This is a genomic window from Arthrobacter sp. Y3221157 (genome assembly GCF_059089865.1).
On record NZ_JBNHFD010000005.1, the window covers coordinates 79072 to 98777 of the forward strand.

Below are 19706 nucleotides of genomic sequence, written 5' to 3' on the forward strand. Positions count from 1 at the left end.
GCCTAGGCCCTGGTGAGGGCCACCCACTTGTCAAGCACTGTAGCGGCGGCACCGGAATCGATGGATTCTGCGGCCCTGGCGTAGGCCTTTTGCATCCGGTCCAGGAACGGCCCCTCCGCGCGACGGTCGAAGGCCACGAGCCCCGCCGCCGCATTGAGCAGCACTGCATCACGGGCGGGACCTTCCTTGCCGGCCAGGACTTCCCGCACCACAGCCGCATTCGCCTGCGCGTCCCCGCCGCGCAGCTGCTCCACTGTCGCCAGGCTGATCCCAAGATCCTGCGGCGAAAACGTCAGTTCGTTCACCGCGCCGTCGCGGATTTCCCACACCGTGGACGGACCGGTGGTGGTGAGCTCGTCGAGTCCGTCATTTCCGCGGAACACAAGCCCCCGGCTCCCCCGCCGGGCAAGCACCCCCGCAACCAGCGGCGCCATCCGGGCATGGGCAACCCCGACGGCGGAAGCCTGCACCCGTGCCGGGTTGGTGAGCGGGCCCAGGAAGTTGAACGCCGTGGGAATCGCCAGCTCCCGCCTCGGCACCGCGGTGTGGCGGAAGGACGGGTGGAACACCTGGGCGAAGCAGAACGTAATTCCTGCCTCTTCGGCATTGCGCGCCACCTGCTCGATGGACAGGTCGAGGCGGACCCCGAGCGCCTCCAGCACGTCCGCGGATCCCGACGTCGACGACGCCGCCCGGTTGCCGTGCTTGACCACCTTGGCACCGGCACCGGCAGCCACCAGGGCCGCCATGGTGGAAATGTTAACCGTGTTAAGTTGGTCACCACCGGTGCCGACGATGTCCAGCTTTTCGCCGGTAATCGTCACCCGGTTGGCGTGCGCCAGCATGGCATCCACGAGTCCCGAAAGCTCCTCGACGGTTTCACCCTTGGCACTGAGGGCAACCAGGAAACCCGCGATCTGCGCCGGAGAGGCCTCCCCGGACATGATGGTGTCCATCGCCCAGGACGTGTTGTCCGCCGTAAGGTCCCTGCCGCTGATCAAGGACGAGATGAGCCGGGGCCACGAGTTGGCGGACGCTGCGGAAGCCTGTGAAGTCACCTCCTGATGCTATCGAGGGAAGCTGCGGGCTGACCAATGTGAACGGGCGCGGGAACTTTTCGCAGCGAATTCGCGTCTTTGTAGAAAAAGTCCCTCGAAAAGGCGGTTTGCGTTGGGCAGCACGGACTTTTACAGACATAATGTCTATGTGACATCTGCGACCCATGCCCCCAGTACCCCGGCGCACCCCACGCTGAACCGCCCAAATATGGTTTCCGTTGGAACCGTCGTGTGGCTGTCCAGCGAGTTGATGTTCTTCGCCGGTCTCTTCGCCATGTACTTCACCCTGCGCTCCACCAGCGCGCAAATGTGGGCGGACGAGACAGCCAAGCTCAACTTCCCCTTCGCGCTCGCCAACACGATCGTCCTCGTGGCCAGTTCCTTCACTTGCCAGATGGGCGTCTTCGCCGCTGAGCGGCTCCAGCCGCGCCGGACCGGGGGTGCATTCCAGTTCTCCCGCTGGGGAATGAACGAATGGTTCCTCCTGACGTTCCTTATGGGTGCGTTCTTCGTCGCCGGCCAGGCCACCGAGTACGCCATGCTCGTTTCCGAGCACGTCTCGCTCTCCTCCAACGCCTATGGCTCTGCCTTCTACATGACCACCGGCTTCCACGGCCTCCACGTGATCGGCGGGCTCATCGCCTTCCTGCTCATCATGGGCCGGGCTTTTGCCGCGAAGAAGTTCGGGCACTTCGAAGCAACGTCGGCGATCGTCACCTCTTACTACTGGCACTTCGTGGACGTTGTGTGGATCGGCCTTTTCCTGGTCATCTACGTACTCAAGTAGCCAGCTTTGATTCTTTTTCTACAAGAGGCAGAATTTCAGGTAGCGGCTCCCGGAGCCGGCGCAGGAACGACTAAAGGAACCACCACGTGAAGGCACTCTCACAAAAGCGGCGTCACCCACTTGCAGCAATAGCGCTGCTCCTGATGGGGCTCCTCCTCACGGGTGGGCTGTACGCCGTCGCCACCACAGTCAACGAGGCCAAGGCTTCCACCACCACCTACAGCGCGAACGACGTCGAAGAAGGCGGCAAGCTGTTTGACGCCAACTGCGCCACGTGCCACGGCTTCGGTGCTAGTGGAACCCAGGATGGTCCCTCCCTGGTGGGCGTAGGGGCCGCTGCAGTTGACTTCCAGGTGGGGACCGGCCGCATGCCGATGCAGATGAACGGCCCCCAGGCGCTCAAGAAGCCTGTCCAGTTCAACGATGAGCAGACCCAGCAGTTGTCAGCATACGTTGCCTCCCTGGGAGCCGGCCCGGCAGTTCCTGAGGAGCACCTGCTTGACGAAGGCGGCAACGCCGCAGAGGGTGGTGAGCTCTTCCGCGTCAACTGCGCCATGTGCCACAACGCGGCAGCAGCAGGTGGCGCGCTGACCAGGGGTAAGTTTGCTCCCGCCCTGGCTGACGTTTCCGGCAAGCACATCTACGAGGCCATGGTCACCGGCCCGCAGAACATGCCGGTATTCAGTGACTCGAACATCACTCCCGAAGACAAGCGCGACATCATCACCTTCCTGAAGCAGATCGAAACCACCGGCTCCCCCGGCGGCGCAGAACTCGGGTCCTTGGGTCCGGTTGCAGAAGGCCTGTTTGTGTGGGTTGCTGGCCTTGGCGTGATCATCGCGTTCACCATCTGGCTGACCTCCCGTACGTCCTGACGTCCGGCCAAGGCCAAAGAATTACTGCTGCAATCAGCAGGTTGATATTAGAAACTAACCCGGCAACCGCCGGGACGAGAGAAGGATGAGGCGAATTATGGGCAACCATAGTGACGGCAGTCCGAACCACTCGGGCACCGTAGCTACGGCTGGTCAGAATGAGGTGGAGAAGTTCCAGGACCCTGGGCTTCCTCCGCACCGTTTGCGCCTGGCTGACACGGACCCGAAGGCCGCAAAGCGGGCAGAACGGCAGGTCGCCTTACTTTTTGGCATCTCTGTTGTTGGAACCCTGATCTTCCTGGTGGCGTACTTCGCCATCGATCTGGGTGGCGATGAATCCACCATCGGCACCATCCGGCTCCAGAACATGCTGCTTGGCCTTGGCACCGCGTTCGCGATGCTCGGCATCGGCACCGGCATCGTTCACTGGGCCAAGGCCCTGATGCCCGATCACGAGGTCTCCGAGGAACGCCACGCGATCCGCTACGAAGAGGACCGGAAGGCTGCTGTCCGCATCGTCGACGACATCGTCGAGGAGACCGGCATCAAGCGCCGCCCACTGATCCGCAACTCCCTGCTGGGCGCTGTGGCACTCGCTCCGTGGCCCGCTGTCGCAATTTTCGGCGACCTGGGACCGCGTCCTGACGACAAACTGGCCCACACCATGTGGGCTCCGCAGGACGGCAAGCTCAAGCGCCTCGCCCGCGACCCCGATGGCACCCCCATCAAGGCTGCGGACGTCACCATCGGTTCGGCATTCCATGTCATTCCGGAAGGGCTGAACGAACTCCACGAGGGCAAGCTCAACGAAAAGGCCAAGGCCGTTGTGCTGCTCATGCGTCTGGACCCAGCCTCACTGAACCCCTCCGAGGGCCGCGAGGACTGGGGTTACAACGGCATCGTTGCCTACTCCAAGATCTGCACCCACGTCGGCTGCCCTGTTGCACTGTACGAGCAGCAGACGCACCACCTGCTGTGCCCGTGCCACCAGTCCACCTTTGACCTCACGCAGGAGTGCAAGGTGATCTTCGGCCCCGCCAGCCGGCCTCTCCCCCAGCTGCCCATCGCGGTTGACGACGAGGGCTACCTGGTCGCTACCAGCGACTTCAAAGAACCCGTAGGACCAAGTTACTGGGAGCGTGATATGCATGAGCGCAGCATCAACAGCTGAGCCCGCTTTCGTCGCCAAAACCAAGACAGGCCGGTTTACCGACTTCGTCGACTCACGTGTTGGCGGCTCTGGAATCCTTCGGGAGTTCGGCCGCAAGGTCTTCCCGGACCACTGGTCCTTCATGTTCGGTGAGGTGGCTCTCTACTCGTTCGTCATCCTGCTGCTCTCGGGTACCTTCCTGACGTTCTTCTTTGATCCGTCCATGGCGGAGACGCACTACGAGGGTTCCTACGTGCCCCTCAAGGGCGTCGAGATGTCGGTGGCCTACAGTTCCTCGCTGAACATCTCCTTCGATATCCGCGGCGGCTTGTTCATGCGCCAGGTCCACCACTGGGCAGCACTGCTTTTCGTGGCCTCCATCGCCGTGCATATGCTCCGCGTGTTCTTTACCGGCGCATTCCGCCGGCCGCGCGAAATGAACTGGGTTGTTGGCGGCGTGCTGCTCATCCTGGCCATGGCAGCCGGCTTCACTGGCTACTCGCTCCCTGATGACCTGCTCTCCGGCAACGGCCTGCGCATCATCGACGGCGTCATCAAGTCCATTCCGGTTATCGGTACCTACATCTCGTTCTTCCTGTTCGGCGGCGAGTTCCCGGGCACGGCAGTTATCGGTCGCCTGTACATGCTGCACATCCTGCTGGTGCCGGCCCTGATCCTGCTCATGATCGTGCTGCACCTGTTCATGGTGGTCATTCACAAGCACACCCAGTACCCCGGCCCGGGCCGCAACGACAACAACGTTGTGGGCTACCCCCTGGGTCCGGTTTACGCCGCCAAGGCCGGTGGGTTCTTCTTCATCGTCTTCGGTGTCCTGGCCTTGATGGCCGGATTCTTCACCATCAACCCGATCTGGAACTACGGACCCTACGATCCCTCCCCCGTTTCCGCCGGTACCCAGCCTGACTGGTACATCGGATTCGTCGACGGCGCCCTGCGCCTGATGCCGGGCACATTCGGTGACTGGCAGGTTGAGCAGAACTGGTTCGGCTTCATCTTCTCGTTCAACGTCCTGCTGCCGGCCCTAGTCCCCGCGGGCATCCTGTTCACCGTGATGTTCATGTACCCGTGGATCGAACGCTGGGTCACCAAGGACGACCGTGAGCACCACGTGCTTGACCGTCCCCGCAACGCCCCCACCCGCACCGCGATCGGCATGGCCGGCTTCGTCTGGTACTGCGTGATGTGGGCAGCAGCTGGATCCGACCTCATTGCAACCCACTTCGGTGTTTCCCTGAACGACGTCACGTACTGGCTGCGTGCACTGTTCTTCATCGGGCCGATCATTGCGTTCATCGTCACCAAGCGCGTTGCCCTGGCACTCCAGCGCAAGGACCGTGAAATCGCACTGCACGGACGTGAGACGGGCCGCATCGTGCGTCTGCCCCACGGTGAATTCATCGAGGTCCACGCACCGCTGGATGAGTACAAGCGCTACAAGCTGGTGGGCTTCGAGTCACCGGAAGTCATTCCGGCGATTCCGAATGAACACGGCGTGGTGACCCGGAAGGAGAAGCGCCGCGCGCTCCTCTCCAAGTGGTTCTTCGAGGACCGGGTTGCCCCGGCAACCCCTGCCGAGCTTGAGGCCGCACACGGCCACGGCCACGCAGCGGTCGAAGCTCCCGAGGGAGCCAAGAGCCTGTCCCACTAGGTTCCACATACAGAAGAGGCCCGGTCCATATGGACCGGGCCTCTTCTGTTTCCCAGCTGCAGCAACCCGTCACAGCCCCCTGCGGGCTGTGACGGGTTGGGAAGCGCCCGCCCTAGTGGTTGCGGGCCCGCCGCGCCCCCGGCCGCTGCAGCGGCACCCAGAGCTTGTACCGGTCCGCCCGGTAGTAGGACACGGAGTAGTCCACCATCGCCCGCGCCACGAACGCGTGCCGCTGGATCTTCAGCAGCGGAGACCCCACCTCGACATTGAGGAGCCGGGCAGTGGAGGGCGAAGCGGCCGTGGCCTCGATCATGTCCTCGCCCCACTCCATCACCAGCCCGAACTGCTCGCTGAGCACGTTGTACAGGGATGTGGGAGGCTCGCCATCCAGGAGTCCGGGAACACGGTGCGCGGGAATGAAATTTTCATCCACGCTCATGGGTTCCCCGTCCGCCAGGAGCAGCCGGCGGAAGCGGACCAACGGAGTTCCCTCGTCGAGTTGAAGCTCTCGCGCAAGGAACGCGCTGGCGCCGATCTGTTCGAAACTCAGCACCTTTGCCGCCGGGACCATGCCACGGCGCTGCATCTCCTCGCTGTACGAGGTCAGTTTGACCTGCAGGTCCACTTTGGGCCGGCGGACGAACGTGCCCAGTCCCACCACACGCTCGATGACCTCTTCGCCCACCAGCGCGTCAATTGCCTGCCGAACGGTCATCCTGGCAAGCCCAAAGCGCTCGGCGAGGTCGCGTTCGGACGGGAGCGCACTGCCGGGAGGGCACGACTCAGCAATGTAGGCCCGCAGGATTTCCCGGAGCTGGATATAGATGGACGTTCCGCTGGTGCGGTCAATCTCGCCCTTGATGGCCTTAGCGCCCGCCGCCATGGTCTCTCCCTGCCGTCGAATTTCCCCTTCCATTTTAGGTCAGGTCTAGACCAGCTCTGTCCGGCCACGGCACTGGTTGGGTGGCGACTGTGATGGGCCGATATATTTGGTCAGGAAAAAAATCAGTACCGACGGATGGGGCCGTCGCGACGAAGGAGTCCCCTTTGCCAACACACAAGGCCGTGGTTACGGCCTCTGTCGGGCTGCACGCCCGGCCCGCTGCCGTGTTCGTCCGGGCGGTCACCGACACCGGCTTGCCTGTCACCATCGCCAAGGCTGGCATCAGCGGCGTGGATGCCCGGTCGCTGCTCCAGGTCATGACGGCTGACTTCCACCACGGCTGCGAGGTGGAACTGGGCATCAGCGACACCGCCCTGGATGGGCCTGCAAGCCATCAGGAGGCCCGCGATGTCCTTCGGGCCCTTGCCAATCTCCTGGAGTCTCAGGGGGCGGCATAGCGGCCGCCGAGGCTGACCGCTACCTAGCCGCGTCGCTGGCTTGGAACACAAACGACGTCGGGCCCCACCTGAGGTGGGGCCCGACGTCGTTCTTATGAGACTGCTTGCCTAGTGGGCGTGGTCTCCGCGGCTGTACTCGTAAACCCAGCCGATGAGCGCCACGACGGCGAGGCCAGCGGCGATGTAGAGGATCCACCAGCCGACTGCCAGGCCGAGGAATCCGCCTGCGCAGGCGAGGCCGAGGACCAGCGGCCACCAGCTCCAGGGGCTGAAGTGGCCCTGCTCGCCGGCACCCTCGTGGATCTCAGCATCGCTGCGGTCCTCGGGGCGGAGTCCTACGCGCTTGCCGGTGAAACCGAGGTATCCGCCGATCATGCCGGCGAGGCCGCCGACCAGGAGGATGCCCAGGATGCCGACCCATTCGCCCCAGTTGGTCAGGAAGCCGTATACCAGGGCTACGGGGACGAAGAAGAAGACTCCGGCGCCAAAGATCCAGGATTCGATTTTCACTGTGCGGTGTCCTTCTGGTCGGCGTTGCCCAGAACCTGGGCTGCAGGAGCGGGATTCTCAGCGGTGTGGACCTGGCGGAGCTCCGGGTGGTGCAGGTCCAGGGCGGGACGCTCGGACCGGATGCGCGGCAGCGACGTGAAGTTGTGCCGCGGCGGCGGGCAGGACGTGGCCCACTCCAGCGAGGCACCGAAGCCCCAGGGATCATCCACTTCAACCTTCGGGGCGTTGCGCCAGGTGATGTACACGTTCCAGAAGAACGGGATGAGCGAGGCACCCAGGACGAAGGAGGCAACCGTGGAGAACTGGTTCATCCAGGTGAAGTTGTCCTCCACCAGGTAGTCGGCGTAGCGGCGGGGCATACCCTCAACACCCAGCCAGTGCTGGATGAGGAAGGTGCCGTGGAAACCGAGGAAGAGGAGCCAGAAGTGGATCTTGCCCAGGCGCTCGTTCAGCATCTTGCCCGTGAACTTGGGCCACCAGAAGTAGAACCCGGCGAACATCGCAAACACCACGGTGCCGAACACCACGTAGTGGAAGTGGGCCACCACGAAGTAGGAGTCGGAGACGTGGAAGTCCAGCGGCGGGGAGGCCAGGATGATGCCGGTCAGGCCGCCGAACAGGAACGTGATGAGGAAGCCGATGCTCCACAGCATGGGCGTTTCGAACGTCAGCGAGCCGCGCCACATGGTGCCGATCCAGTTGAAGAACTTCACCCCGGTGGGCACCGCAATCAGCATGGTCATGAACGCGAAGAACGGCAGCAGGACCGAACCGGTGACGTACATGTGGTGAGCCCACACGGTGACAGACAGGGCGGCGATGGCGATGGTGGCGTAGACAAGGCCCTTGTAGCCGAAGATCGGTTTGCGGCTGAAGACCGGGAAGATCTCCGAGACGATTCCGAAGAACGGCAGGGCGATGATGTACACCTCGGGGTGGCCGAAGAACCAGAAGAGGTGCTGCCACAGGACGGCGCCGCCGTTCTCCGGGTCGAAGATGTGGGCACCGAAGCGGCGGTCCGCACCCAGGGCGAACAGCGCTGCTGCCAGCGGCGGGAACGCCATGAGGACCAGGATGGCCGTGACCAGCGTGTTCCAGGTGAAGATCGGCATGCGCCACATGGTCATGCCGGGGGCGCGCATGCAGATGATGGTGGTGATGAAGTTGACCGCACCCAGGATGGTGCCGAAGCCGGACAACGCCAGGCCGAAGACCCACAGGTCCCCGCCGATGCCGGGGCTGAAGGTGGTGTTGGAGAGCGGCGCGTAGGCGAACCAGCCGAAGGAGGCGGCACCCTGCGGGGTGATGAAGCCCGAGACGGCGATGGTGGAGCCGAAGAGGAAGAACCAGAACGCCAGGGCGTTAAGGCGCGGGAACGCGACGTCGGGTGCACCGATCTGCAGGGGCATGATGACGTTTGCGAACCCGGCGAACAGCGGGGTTGCGAACATCAGGAGCATCACGGTGCCGTGCATGGTGAACAGCTGGTTGTACTGTTCCTTGGTCTGCAGGATCTGCATGCCGGGCTCGAAAAGTTCGGCACGGATGAGCAGCGCCATCACGCCGCCCAGGCAGAAGAACACAAAGGACGCGATCAGGTACATGTACCCGATGGTCTTGTGGTCGGTGGAGGTGATCCAGTTGACGACGATGCGTCCCTTGGACTTGGGAACCACGGGAGCCGGCAGGACTCCGGTGGGTGCGGATTGAGTGTACGTAGCCACGTCGCTCCCCTTACTTAATTTCGTTCAGGTTCGGGTTGCGGTCGTACTCCACACCGAGGAGGCCCGTGTTGCCCGCGGCCTTCAGGTCGTCCATGCGGGCCTGGAATTCGGCCTCGGACACCACCTTCACGCGGAACAGCATTTCGGAGTGGTACTCGCCGCAGAGTTCGGCGCACTTGCCGTCGTAGGTGCCCTCTTTAGTGGGGGTAAACCGGATGTAGTTGGTCTTGCCCGGGATCATGTCGCGCTTCTGCAGGAAGGCGGGAACCCAGAAGGAGTGGATGACGTCGCGTGCGTTCAGCTCCAGGTCGACGGACTTGTTAACCGGCAAGTACAGGGTGGGGAGCTGTTCCTTGTCGATGGTGTTGCCGGTCAGGTGCGCCTGGACGCCGGCCTCGTGGACGTCTTCTTCGATGACGTCACCGGCCTTGTAGTTGAAGTCCCACGCCCACTGCTTGCCGCGGACGTCAACGACGACGTCGGCGGGCTGGGAGCGGTCGTCAATGGCTTGCTGGTCGCGGTCGGTGAAGTAGAAGAACACCAGGACCATGAACAGCGGGATGGTGAGGTAGAAGACTTCCAGGGGGAGGTTGAAGCTGGTCTGCCGCGGGAACCCGACGGTGCCCTTGCGGCGGCGGTAGGCCACAATGCACCAAACGATCAGGCCCCAAGTAATGATGCCCACAACCAGGGCGGCAATCCATGAGTTGACCCAGAGGTCCATGATGCGGTCGGTGTTGCTGGTGGTGCCACGTTCAGTGGGCAGCCACCCCTTCTCTACCTCTGGCGAACATCCGGTCAAAACCAACGCGCCGGCAATAGCCAAGCCAGTGATCGTTGTGATCGTTTTGCGTCGGCTGCCGGTTCGGTTCTGCGAACTCACAGACGGCCCTTCCTACTTGTTGCTGTTGTCCGGGCGCACATCGGCGCCCCGGGCACACTAAAAGTTTTACTACTCGGTGTAGAGCTTACCGCTCCCCCGGGCGTTTCGCCCACATGTCGGCGCCGTGCCTCCAACCAATGTTCATGGCAGGGGGCACGGCGCCGACACCGGGCGACACAACCGGCTTAGTGGAAGGAGTCTCCACACGCGCAGGAGCCACCGGCATTGGGGTTGTCGATGGTGAAGCCCTGCTTCGAAATGGTGTCCTCGAAGTCGATGCTTGCGCCGCTGAGGTACGGGACGCTCATCTTATCCACGACAACCTCGACGCCGTCGAAGTCCCGGACGGCATCTCCGTCGAGGAGCCGCTCGTCAAAGTAAAGCTGGTAGATCAGTCCTGAGCAGCCGCCGGGCTGCACTGCAACCCGAAGGCGCAAATCCGTACGGCCTTCCTGCTCGAGAAGACTGCGGACCTTGCCTGCTGCGACGTCGGTCAGGTTGACCTCGTGAACCGGCAGCTCGCCGGCAGCGCTGGTGGTTTCGGTGCTGTTCTCATTGGTTGCGGTGCTCATTGGCCTACCTTCTTAGGACGGGTCCTGGCGGCTCCGCCTTGGCGGTGCCAGCCCCTACGGATTGGGGTACGGGCTATAGCTACATGCTACGCGGGACAGCCTTGTAGCTCTAACTCCTAACGTAACCAAGGAAGGCCGCCTCTTGTTCCCCGCGCGCCGCTTTCAGTCCCCCCGGCGCCGTAATCCCTGGCTGTTCAGCCGCACGAGCATCAGCGCCTCGGCCAGGATGGCTTTCCGGAAGTCGCCGAGGTGGAGGGATTCGTTGGCGCTGTGGGCGCGGGAGTCCGGATCCTCCACGCCCGTCACCAGGATCTGCGCGTCCGGATAGAGCTCCAGCAGGTCCGCGATGAAGGGGATCGAACCGCCGATGCCGGTTTCGACGGCCGGGACACCCCAGGCCTCGCCGAGGGCCCACATGGCCACCTGTGCGGCCGGCGAGGAGGTATCGGTCTGGAAGGGGTTGCCGCTCTCCCCCGGCGTGAAGATGATCCTGGCGCCGAACGGCGCGTTGGCTTCGACGTGGCGGCGCACCGCGTCCATGGCGGCGGCGGGATCCTGGCCGGGGGCGAGCCGAAGGCTGAATTTTGCACGGGCCCGTGGCAGCAGCGTATTGGATGCGACGGCCACCGCCGGGGCATCGATACCGATGATCGACAGGGCCGGCTTCGTCCACAGGCGCGAGGCGATGCTGCCCGATCCGGCGAGCCGGACGCCGTCGAGCACGGATGCATCGGCGCGGTAGTCGGCTTCGGGGAGGTCCACTGCAGCCTGGTCCGTGGCGACGAGGCCGTCGATGGCAACGTTGCCGTCGGCATCATGGAACGTCGCGATCAGGCGGGACAGCAGCGTGGGCGCGTCCAGCACAGGACCGCCGTACATGCCGGAATGCACCGCGTGTTCCAGTACCTGCACTTCAACGGTGCCGTCCACGAGCCCCCGCAGGCTGGTGGTGAGCGCGGGAACGCCCACCTTCCAGTTGCTTGAATCGGCGACGACGATGACGTCAGCCCGCAGCAGGTCCCGGTGGGCTTCGAGGAACTGACGGAATGTGGGTGATCCGGCTTCCTCCTCCCCTTCGAAGAAGAAGGTGACGCCGAGGCCCAGCGCCTCACCGAGGACCTCGGAAACGGCGGTGTAGGCGGCAATGTGGGCCATAATGCCCGCTTTGTCATCCGCCGCACCCCGCCCGTAGAGGCGCCCGTCCTTCTCCTCTGCGGTGAATGGCTGCGTCTTCCAAAGCGTTTCGTCTCCGGCCGGCTGGACGTCGTGGTGGGCGTAGAGCAGGATGGTGGGCTTGCCCTCGGCGGCTGGACGGCGGGCCACGACGGCCGGACCCCCTGGAGTGCCGTCGTCCTTCATGCAACCGAGGACCTGCACCGGTTCAAGGCCAGCAGCGCGGAGCAGTTCCGCGACTGCTTCCGCGCTGCGTTCCAGCGGCGCCCGTTCGAAGCTTGGCCAGGCAATGCCCGGGATGGCGACGAGTTCCTTGAGCCGGGCCAGGGTCCGGTCAAAGGCCTGATCGATTGACGCGCGGAGTTCTTCCGTGACATTTTGTCCTGCCCGGCCCGGGGTGACGGGACCGGCCGGGTTAAAGGCAGCAGCCTGGGGTGATGAAGTCATGGCGAAAACATTACCCCCGTCACATCCCGGCCCCTGGGAGCCCACGACCGGGAGGGCGGCCTGCGCCGGCCTGCAAGGGTATTCTGTTCTGGTGTTCGGACGTAAAAAGGAAGCGCCCTCGGCGCAGGAATCAGTAGACCGGCAGGCGGCAGACGCTGCGGCGCAGCCTGGCAGCGTTGTTGGCAAGGGAGCCCCAACCCCCACCCGCAAGGCGCAGGAAGCGGCGCGAAAGCGTCCGCTGGTGCCGGAGGACCGCAAGGCGTCCAAGGCCGCCGAGCGCCAGGCGATCCAGGACCAGCGGCAGAAAATGCGCCAGGCGCTGGACACCGGCGACGAGAGGTTCCTCCCCCTGCGGGATAAGGGCCCGCAGAAGCGGTTCGCCCGCGATTACGTGGATGCCCGCTTCAGCCTCGGCGAATACCTGATGTTCGGAGCCCTGGTTTTTGTCCTGGTATCCCTGGTGGTGCCTGCTTCGAGCGACCTGATGATCTACGTCCTGGGTGGATTCTGGGTCATGTTCCTGGCCGTATTCCTGGACGTGTTCATCCTGTCCCGCAAACTCCGTAAGCGGCTCACGGAAAAATTCGGCGAGGTGGAACGCGGCACCGTCTGGTACGGCTCCATGCGCTCCCTGCAGTTCCGCAAACTGCGCCTTCCCAAGCCCCAGGTCAAGCGCGGCCAGTACCCGGCCTGAGCAAACGGCACCAGCTGCAGCAACAGCAAACCCCGGCGGAATCATCCGCCGGGGTTTGCTGCTTTAAGAAGTCCCTACGCCCGACGGTTTTTCGCCAAAGCGCGGTTGATGCGGGCCGCCCAGAACGGTCCTTCATAGAGGAATGCCGTGTAGCCCTGGACGAGTGTTGCTCCGGCATCAAGCCTGTCCTGGACGTCCTGTGCCGTTTCGACGCCGCCCACGGCCACGAGCGTCAACGCATCCCCCGTTGCCTGCTTCAGGCGCCGCAGCACCTCCAGCGACCGCTTCTTCAGGGGCGCGCCCGAAAGCCCGCCGGGCCCGCATTTTTCGACCTCGCCCGCAGGGCTGCCGAGACCGGTCCGGGCAATGGTGGTGTTGGTGGCGATGATGCCATCCAGCTTGAGGTCCAGCGCCAGGCGGGCGACGTCGTCGATATCCTCGTCGCTCAGGTCCGGGGCAATCTTCACCAGCAGGGGCACATGGCGCCCCGCGGCCCGGTCTGCCTCCTGCCCTACCGCGGTGAGCAACGGGCGGAGGGTTTCCACGTCCTGGAGCAGCCGCAGTCCGGGCGTGTTCGGGGAGCTGACATTGACCACGAGATAGTCGGCGGCAGGAGCCAGGCTGCGGGCACTGACCAGGTAGTCGTCCACGGCGTCGGCAAGTTCCACGGCCTTGGTCTTGCCGATGTTGACGCCGATGACGGGACGGACGCCTGTGTGCCTGCGCTGCAGCGCAGCACGGGCGGCCTTCAGGCGGGGGGCGACGGCGGCGGCACCGTCGTTATTGAAGCCCATCCGGTTGATCACGGCGCGGTCCTTCACCAGCCGGAAGAGCCGCGGCTTTTCGTTACCGGGCTGGGCCTGCCCGGTAATGGTACCCACTTCCACGTGGCCGAAGCCCAACTCGGAGAGGGCCTCGATGCCAAGGCCTTCCTTGTCGAAGCCGGCGGCGAGCCCGAACGGCGACGGGAAGGTCACGCCAAAAGCCGTGGTCTGCAACGACGGCGCCGGAGCCGTCACTTTCTGCAGGATTTTGCCGGCGCCGGAGGCATGCGCGAACCGGATGCCCTTGAAACCGATTTTGTGGGCGCGCTCGGCGTCCATCCATGAAAAGGCCAGCCTGAAGAAAGTGGGGTAAACGCGCATGCTTCCAGTCTTCCGCCTCCGACTGCCTGTTCCAAAATCACACGGAGCGGATGCGGTCCGCATTAGCATGAATCCATGGGCTGGCAGCAGGACATCCTGGGTGAGGAGTTCGAATCCCATGCCTTCACTGCGGCAGGCCCCGACGGCGTTGAACGGACTGCGACGCTGGTCCGGTTCCGCCCGGCCGGGGACGGTGCCGGCCAGTCCCGGGAGCCGCGCCGCGCCGTCCTCTTCCTCCACGGCTGGAGCGACTACTTCTTCAATGTGGACCTGGCACGCTTCTGGTGGACGGCGGGCTACGACTTCTATGCGCTGGATATGCACAACCATGGCCGGAGCCTGCGGCCCGAGTATCCGGGCGGCTATGTATCGGACCTGGCCGACTATGACGCGGAGATTGAAGAGGCCATCCGCCTTATCAGCCGGGAGGGCGCGGCGGGGCCGTTGACCCTGATGGGTCATTCCACCGGCGGCCTTGTGGCCGTGCTGTGGGCCAGCAGGCGGCCCGGCAGCGTGTCACACCTGATCCTGAACAGCCCCTGGCTGGAAATGCACGGCAACAGCCTGGTGCGGCGGGCAGCCTCGGGCATGGTGGGACCGGTGGCCCGGATCCGGCCCGAAGCCGTACTGCGGCTGCCCGAGCGCGGCTTCTACTGGCGCACGATCAGCAGCGCGGCTGAAGGCGAATGGCCCCTCGATGAACGGTACCGTCCGCCGATGGCCTTCCCCGTCCGCGCCGGCTGGCTCAGTGCGGTGCTGGCCGGGCACGCCAAGGTGGCGCGCGGGCTGAACATCGATGTGCCCATCCTGGTCCTGCTCTCCCGCGGCAGCGCGAACGGCCTGTTCTGGTCCGAGGAGATGCGCCGCACGGACGCGGTCCTTGACGTCAACACCATCAGCGCCCGGGCCCTCACGCTCGGCCGGACGGTGACGATTGAGCGGATCGACGGCGCGCTGCACGATGTCTTCCTCTCACCTGCCGCGGTGCGTGCGGACGCTTACGCCAGGCTGGCCCGCTGGCTGTCCGCCTATGGCGGCGCTCCCCTTCCGCCAGTCCCGCCCGGGCCGCATCCATGACGGCGGAACATCACGCCGTCGGGGAACCCAGCGGCGAGTGGACAGCGGATATCCTTGGCCCCCCGTTCCAGCAGCGAACGCTGCCGCTGGCACCCGATGACGAGGGCGGGGTCGTCGCGACCCTCGTGCGGTGCCCCGTCCCGGCGCCGGGGCCCTCCCCCGCCGGAAGGCCTTCCCGCATGGACGTGGTCCTCTACGTGCACGGGTGGGCCGACTACTTCCTGCAGACGGAAGCGGCCGAATACCTCAGCCGCGCGGGATTCCCCTTCTACGCCGTGGACCTGCGCAAATTCGGCCGCAGCCTGCGTTCCTGGCAGACCCCCGGGTACACCAGCGACCTTGCCGTGTACGACGAAGACCTGGCGGCAGCCATCCAGGCCGTCAAGGACGATGTGGCAGGGAGCGTAGGGCCCGGCGTCACGCCGACCGTGCACCTGCTGGGGCACTCGCTGGGCGGCCTCATCGCGGCGCTGTGGGCTGACCGGAACCCGGAAGCCCTGGGTACCCTGATCCTGAATGCCCCGTGGCTTGAACTGCAGGGCAGCAGCTTCCTCCGCAGCCTCGCAACGTACTTGGTGGATCCGCTCTCGAAAAGCAACCCGCACTACCCGTTCCGGCTTCCGGACATGCCCGGCTACTGGCAAAGCGTGAGCAGGGAAGCGCACGGGGAATGGAACCTGGACCCGGTGTGGCGGCCCATGGCCTCGTTTCCCATCAGGGCCGGGTGGGCCCGGGCGGTGCTCGCCGGGCATGCCGCGGTGGAACGGCGCCTGGATATCCGCGCGCCTGCGCTCATCCTGCTGTCCGACCGTACCCACATCCAGCTCGAATGGTCTGCGGAGATGATGAAGGCAGATGCGGTCATCGACGTCGAAGAGACAGCCCGGCGTGCCCTGGGCCTGGGGCGCCGGGTGGCTGTCTTCCGCTACCCGGGTGCCATCCACGACGTCCTGCTGTCCCGCCGCGCCGTGCGGGAGGAGGCCTACCGCGACCTCGCCGCGTGGCTCAGCGGTTACCCCGCGGAGAGCCGTCCCGGGCCTTGAGTGTTCAGGCCGGGTCCCGGGTTACGGCGTCCACGGGCCGGGCGGCGTCGACTGCGCCCCCGTAGCGGCGGTCCCGCCGGGCATACTCTTCCACGGCTGCCCACAGCGTGCGCCGGTCGACGTCGGGCCACAGCGTATCCATGAAGACAAACTCGGCGTAGGCGGACTGCCAGAGCATGAAGTTGGACAACCGCTGCTCCCCGGAACTGCGGAGGAAGAGGTCCACGTCCGGAAGGTCCGGCTCGTCCAGGTACTTCTGGATGGTCCGTTCCGTGATGGCGTTAGGCTTCAACCGTCCGGCGGCGACGTCGGCCGCGATGGCGGACACCGCATCAGTGATTTCCGCGCGGCCGCCGTAATTAACACACATGGTCAACGTGCATGTGCTGTTGGCCGCAGTGTATTCCTCGGCCTCCTCGAGTTCCCGGATGACAGATCCCCAGAGCCTGGGCCGCCGCCCGGACCAGCGGACCCGCACCCCCCACTCGTCCAGCTGGTTCCGCTGGCGCCGCAGCACATCCTTGTTGAATCCCATCAGGAAGCGGACTTCCTCGGGCGATCGCCGCCAGTTCTCCGTGGAGAAGGCGTAAACGCTGACGTATTCGATGCCCAGTTCGATGGCGCCGGCCATGACGTCCAGCAGCGCTGGTTCGCCGGCTTTGTGGCCCTCGATGCGCGGCAGTCCGCGCTGGTTCGCCCAGCGGCCGTTGCCGTCCATGACGACGGCTACGTGGCGGGGGATGAATTCCGCCGGAATGGACGGCGCCACGGCCCCGGAAGGATGCGGGTACGGCGCCACCACCGGGTGGGTGCGCTTGCGGGATACGTTGTTCTTTTTTCCCAGGGCCACTGTCAGCTTCGCTCCACATGTTTGAGGGATTTGAGGACTCGTTCGAGATGCCACTGCAGGTAGGCCGCGACCAAACCCGCGGCCTCCTTGCGGTGCAATGGCAGGGATGCGTCCGCCGTGCCCCAGTCGCCCGTCAGCAGCGCTGCCAGCAGGACGACAGTTTCGGGGGCCGGCGCCGGTGAGCCGGGAGGCCTGCAACCGCTGCAGACCATCCCACCCAGGGGGGCCGCGAACGCGGTGTGGGGCCCAGGCAGTCCGCAGCGGGCACATTCGGTGAAGCTGGGCGCCCAGCCGCCGGTGGTCAGCGCCCGCAGCAGGTAGGAATCGAGGATCAGGCCCGGTGCGTGTTCATCCCGGCTGAGGGCGGCCAGGGCGCCGACCAGCAGGTTGTACTGGGCGGTGCCGGACTCGCCGTCCACGTCCGTCAGCTTCTCCGCGGTCTCGGTCATGGCCGCGGCAACCGTGTACCGGCCGTAATCGGCCGCGATGCTCCCGCCGTACGCTCCCTTGGCCACGGCCTGGGTGACGATGTCCAGGGTGCGGCCCGAGACCAGCTGGAGATCCGCCACCATGAACGGTTCCAGCCTCGCCCCGAACCGGCTGCTGGTGCGCCGCACGCCCTTGGCCACCGCACGGACCTGGCCGTGATGCTTGGTCAAGAGGGTGATGATGCGGTCCGCCTCGCCCAGCTTGTGCGTGCGGAGCACGACGGCGTCATCCCGGTACGCGCGGGAGGCGAAAGAGTGTTGGGCCACGCTTTATCTTCCCATCCTCTTGGCTTCCCATCCCACCGGGCACACCTGTGCCGCCGGGTGGATGTCCCGGCGGCACGGCTGGCAGGTGTCAGGCCTGTGCGTCCCGGATGGCGCGGTTCACGGCGGAGATGACAGCCTTCAAAGCGGACATGCTGGTGTTGGCATCGATGCCCACGCCCCACAGGACCCGGTCCCCCACTGCCGCCTCGACATACGCGGCGGCCAGGGCGTTGCCGCCCTCGGAGAGTGCGTGCTCGCTGTAGTCCAGGACGCGGACGTCCACGCCATCCTCGTGCAGGATGCTCAGCAGCGCTGCGATGGGACCGTTTCCGGTGCCGGTGCGGCTGACCTGCACACCGTCGATGGTGAGGGAGGCGTGCAGGGTCATGCCGCCGTCGTCGTCCGTTTCGGTCTTGACGGCACCGAGCGCGTAGCGGCCCCACTGCCCGTCAGCCTTGCCGGAGGGCAGGTATTCGTCCTGGAAGATCTGCCACAGCTGGGCTCCGCTGACCTCGCCGCCCACGGTATCGGTGCGCCGCTGGATGACGCCGGAGAACTCGATCTGCGCGCGGCGCGGCAGGTCCAGGCTGTGCTCGTTCTTGAGCAGGTAGGCCACGCCGCCCTTGCCGGACTGGGAGTTCACGCGGATGACGGCCTCGTAGCTGCGGCCCAGGTCCTTGGGGTCGATGGGCAGGTACGGAACCTGCCAGGTGAAATCCGCCACGTCCTTTCCAGCGGCAGCTGCATCGCGTTCCAGGGCCTCGAAGCCCTTCTTGATGGCGTCCTGGTGGGAGCCGGAGAACGCCGTGAAAACGAGGTCGCCACCGTAAGGGGACCGTTCCGGAACGGGCAGCTGGTTGCAATACTCCACGGTGCGGCGGATGTCGTCGATGTCGGAGAAGTCGATCATCGGGTCGATGCCCTGGACGAGCAGGTTCAGGCCCAGGGTGACCAGGTCCACGTTGCCGGTGCGCTCGCCGTTGCCGAAGAGGCAGCCCTCGATACGGTCCGCGCCGGCCATGTATCCCAGTTCGGCGGCGGCCACGCCGGTGCCGCGGTCGTTGTGCGGGTGCAGGGACAGGATGATGCCCTCGCGGGGATGCAGGTGGCGGCTCATCCACTCGATGGAATCCGCGTACACGTTGGGCGTGGCCATTTCCACGGTGGCGGGCAGGTTGATGATGACCTGGCGGTCCGCCGAGGCTTCGAAGACGTCAGCGACGGCGTTGCAGACGCGCACTGCGTACTCGAGCTCTGTTCCCGTGAAGGACTCCGGCGAGTACTCGTAGGTGACGTGGGTATCACCCAGGGTTTCCTCGTACTTCTTGCACAGCCGCGCACCCTGCAGCGCGATGTCCAGGATGCCGTCTTCGTCCTGGTTGAACACCACGCGGCGCTGCAGGACCGAGGTGGAGTTGTACAGGTGGACGATTGCCTGCTTGGCGCCGACCAGGGACTCGTACGTCCGCTCGATCAGGTGTTCGCGGGCCTGCGTCAGGACCTGGATGGTGACGTCGTCCGGGATGTGGTTGCCCTCGATCAGCTGGCGGACGAAGTCGAAGTCGGTCTGGGAGGCGGACGGGAAACCGACCTCGATTTCCTTGTAGCCCATGCGGACCAGCAGGTCGAACATCTTCATCTTGCGTGCCGGGCTCATGGGGTCGATCAGGGCCTGGTTGCCGTCGCGCAGGTCAACTGCGCACCAGCGCGGAGCCTTCGTGATGACCTTGTCCGGCCAGGTGCGGTCCGGCAGTTCGACTTTGATCAGGTCCTGGAACGGCGTGTACCGGTGGGCAGGCATTCCTGAGGGCTTTTGTGCGTTTCGCATTACGTGGGGCCTTTTCTGGAGATCTTCATTGAAAGGGTGGCCGGGCAACACAAACTCCGCAGCGAGGGATGGCCTTGCGCTAGATCGCGTCTGGGGCCTCGCCGCGGCAGCTAAGGAGAAGGAGC

Annotated in this window: 19 protein-coding genes; 8 read left to right on the forward strand and 11 right to left on the reverse strand. The window is 65.0% G+C overall.

The window, feature by feature from the left end:
- Positions 1 to 2 precede the first annotated feature (2 nt).
- Positions 3 to 1058, reverse strand: a complete 1056-nt coding sequence (gene trpD / locus AC5RTT_RS03155) for an anthranilate phosphoribosyltransferase (protein ID WP_494143973.1) — start codon at positions 1056 to 1058, stop codon at positions 3 to 5.
- 112 nt (positions 1059 to 1170) lie between these two features.
- Between trpD and ctaE the strand changes: the two genes are divergently transcribed.
- From ctaE to qcrB, 4 genes are all read left to right on the forward strand, one after another.
- Positions 1171 to 1845 (forward strand): aa3-type cytochrome oxidase subunit III, encoded by a 675-nt coding sequence (gene ctaE / locus AC5RTT_RS03160; protein WP_268743683.1) that lies wholly within the window; start codon positions 1171 to 1173, stop codon positions 1843 to 1845.
- Between the two features lie 86 nt (positions 1846 to 1931).
- Positions 1932 to 2720: a cytochrome bc1 complex diheme cytochrome c subunit gene (gene qcrC, locus AC5RTT_RS03165; RefSeq protein ID WP_494009204.1), complete on the forward strand. Its 789-nt coding sequence runs from the start codon at positions 1932 to 1934 to the stop codon at positions 2718 to 2720.
- 97 nt (positions 2721 to 2817) lie between these two features.
- Entirely contained in the window at positions 2818 to 3891 is a 1074-nt protein-coding gene (gene qcrA, locus AC5RTT_RS03170) for a cytochrome bc1 complex Rieske iron-sulfur subunit (protein WP_494009205.1), read from the forward strand.
- Positions 3869 to 5539, forward strand: a complete 1671-nt coding sequence (gene qcrB / locus AC5RTT_RS03175; protein WP_494009206.1) for a cytochrome bc1 complex cytochrome b subunit — start codon at positions 3869 to 3871, stop codon at positions 5537 to 5539. Before qcrA ends, qcrB begins: the two co-directional genes overlap by 23 nt.
- Before the next feature lie 112 nt (positions 5540 to 5651).
- Here the strand turns inward: qcrB and AC5RTT_RS03180 are convergent, their stop codons facing one another.
- Positions 5652 to 6422, reverse strand: coding sequence for a GntR family transcriptional regulator (locus AC5RTT_RS03180; RefSeq protein WP_494009207.1), 771 nt, complete (start codon positions 6420 to 6422; stop codon positions 5652 to 5654).
- Positions 6423 to 6586: 164 nt separating this feature from the next.
- Here AC5RTT_RS03180 and AC5RTT_RS03185 point away from each other — a divergent pair, with 164 nt between their 5' ends.
- The gene (locus AC5RTT_RS03185; RefSeq protein WP_494009208.1) at positions 6587 to 6880 is read left to right on the forward strand and encodes an HPr family phosphocarrier protein; all 294 of its coding nucleotides are present in this window, start codon (positions 6587 to 6589) and stop codon (positions 6878 to 6880) included.
- Positions 6881 to 6988: 108 nt separating this feature from the next.
- Here AC5RTT_RS03185 and AC5RTT_RS03190 read toward each other — a convergent pair whose 3' ends face one another.
- The 5 genes from AC5RTT_RS03190 to AC5RTT_RS03210 form a co-directional block, all read right to left on the reverse strand.
- On the reverse strand, positions 6989 to 7390 hold the full coding sequence (locus AC5RTT_RS03190; protein WP_133347118.1) for a cytochrome c oxidase subunit 4: 402 nt from the start codon (positions 7388 to 7390) through the stop codon (positions 6989 to 6991).
- Positions 7387 to 9114, reverse strand: coding sequence for an aa3-type cytochrome oxidase subunit I (ctaD, locus tag AC5RTT_RS03195; protein ID WP_494009209.1), 1728 nt, complete (start codon positions 9112 to 9114; stop codon positions 7387 to 7389). Before ctaD ends, AC5RTT_RS03190 begins: the two co-directional genes overlap by 4 nt.
- A gap of 10 nt (positions 9115 to 9124) precedes the next feature.
- Positions 9125 to 9997, reverse strand: a complete 873-nt coding sequence (gene ctaC / locus AC5RTT_RS03200; RefSeq protein ID WP_494009210.1) for an aa3-type cytochrome oxidase subunit II — start codon at positions 9995 to 9997, stop codon at positions 9125 to 9127.
- A 185-nt stretch (positions 9998 to 10182) separates the two neighbouring features.
- Entirely contained in the window at positions 10183 to 10569 is a 387-nt protein-coding gene (locus AC5RTT_RS03205) for a HesB/IscA family protein (protein WP_009359026.1), read from the reverse strand.
- Positions 10570 to 10731: 162 nt separating this feature from the next.
- Positions 10732 to 12189 (reverse strand): dipeptidase, encoded by a 1458-nt coding sequence (locus AC5RTT_RS03210; protein ID WP_494143974.1) that lies wholly within the window; start codon positions 12187 to 12189, stop codon positions 10732 to 10734.
- A 91-nt stretch (positions 12190 to 12280) separates the two neighbouring features.
- Here AC5RTT_RS03210 and AC5RTT_RS03215 point away from each other — a divergent pair, with 91 nt between their 5' ends.
- The gene (locus AC5RTT_RS03215) at positions 12281 to 12883 is read left to right on the forward strand and encodes a DUF3043 domain-containing protein (RefSeq protein WP_494009212.1); all 603 of its coding nucleotides are present in this window, start codon (positions 12281 to 12283) and stop codon (positions 12881 to 12883) included.
- A gap of 74 nt (positions 12884 to 12957) precedes the next feature.
- Here AC5RTT_RS03215 and AC5RTT_RS03220 read toward each other — a convergent pair whose 3' ends face one another.
- On the reverse strand, positions 12958 to 14028 hold the full coding sequence (locus AC5RTT_RS03220) for a quinone-dependent dihydroorotate dehydrogenase (protein WP_494143975.1): 1071 nt from the start codon (positions 14026 to 14028) through the stop codon (positions 12958 to 12960).
- Between the two features lie 75 nt (positions 14029 to 14103).
- Between AC5RTT_RS03220 and AC5RTT_RS03225 the strand changes: the two genes are divergently transcribed.
- Together AC5RTT_RS03225 and AC5RTT_RS03230 are read left to right on the forward strand one after the other, a co-directional pair.
- Positions 14104 to 15105, forward strand: coding sequence for an alpha/beta hydrolase (locus tag AC5RTT_RS03225; protein ID WP_494143976.1), 1002 nt, complete (start codon positions 14104 to 14106; stop codon positions 15103 to 15105).
- On the forward strand, positions 15102 to 16148 hold the full coding sequence (locus AC5RTT_RS03230) for an alpha/beta hydrolase (RefSeq protein ID WP_494143977.1): 1047 nt from the start codon (positions 15102 to 15104) through the stop codon (positions 16146 to 16148). Before AC5RTT_RS03225 ends, AC5RTT_RS03230 begins: the two co-directional genes overlap by 4 nt.
- Before the next feature lie 4 nt (positions 16149 to 16152).
- On the opposite strand, the gene AC5RTT_RS03235 is transcribed toward AC5RTT_RS03230, so the two are convergent.
- The 3 genes from AC5RTT_RS03235 to leuA form a co-directional block, all read right to left on the reverse strand.
- Positions 16153 to 16998 (reverse strand): isoprenyl transferase, encoded by an 846-nt coding sequence (locus AC5RTT_RS03235; RefSeq protein ID WP_494143978.1) that lies wholly within the window; start codon positions 16996 to 16998, stop codon positions 16153 to 16155.
- 2 nt (positions 16999 to 17000) lie between these two features.
- Entirely contained in the window at positions 17001 to 17753 is a 753-nt protein-coding gene (gene recO / locus AC5RTT_RS03240; RefSeq protein WP_494143979.1) for a DNA repair protein RecO, read from the reverse strand.
- Between the two features lie 88 nt (positions 17754 to 17841).
- On the reverse strand, positions 17842 to 19581 hold the full coding sequence (leuA, locus tag AC5RTT_RS03245; protein ID WP_494009217.1) for a 2-isopropylmalate synthase: 1740 nt from the start codon (positions 19579 to 19581) through the stop codon (positions 17842 to 17844).
- Positions 19582 to 19706: the final 125 nt, after the last annotated feature.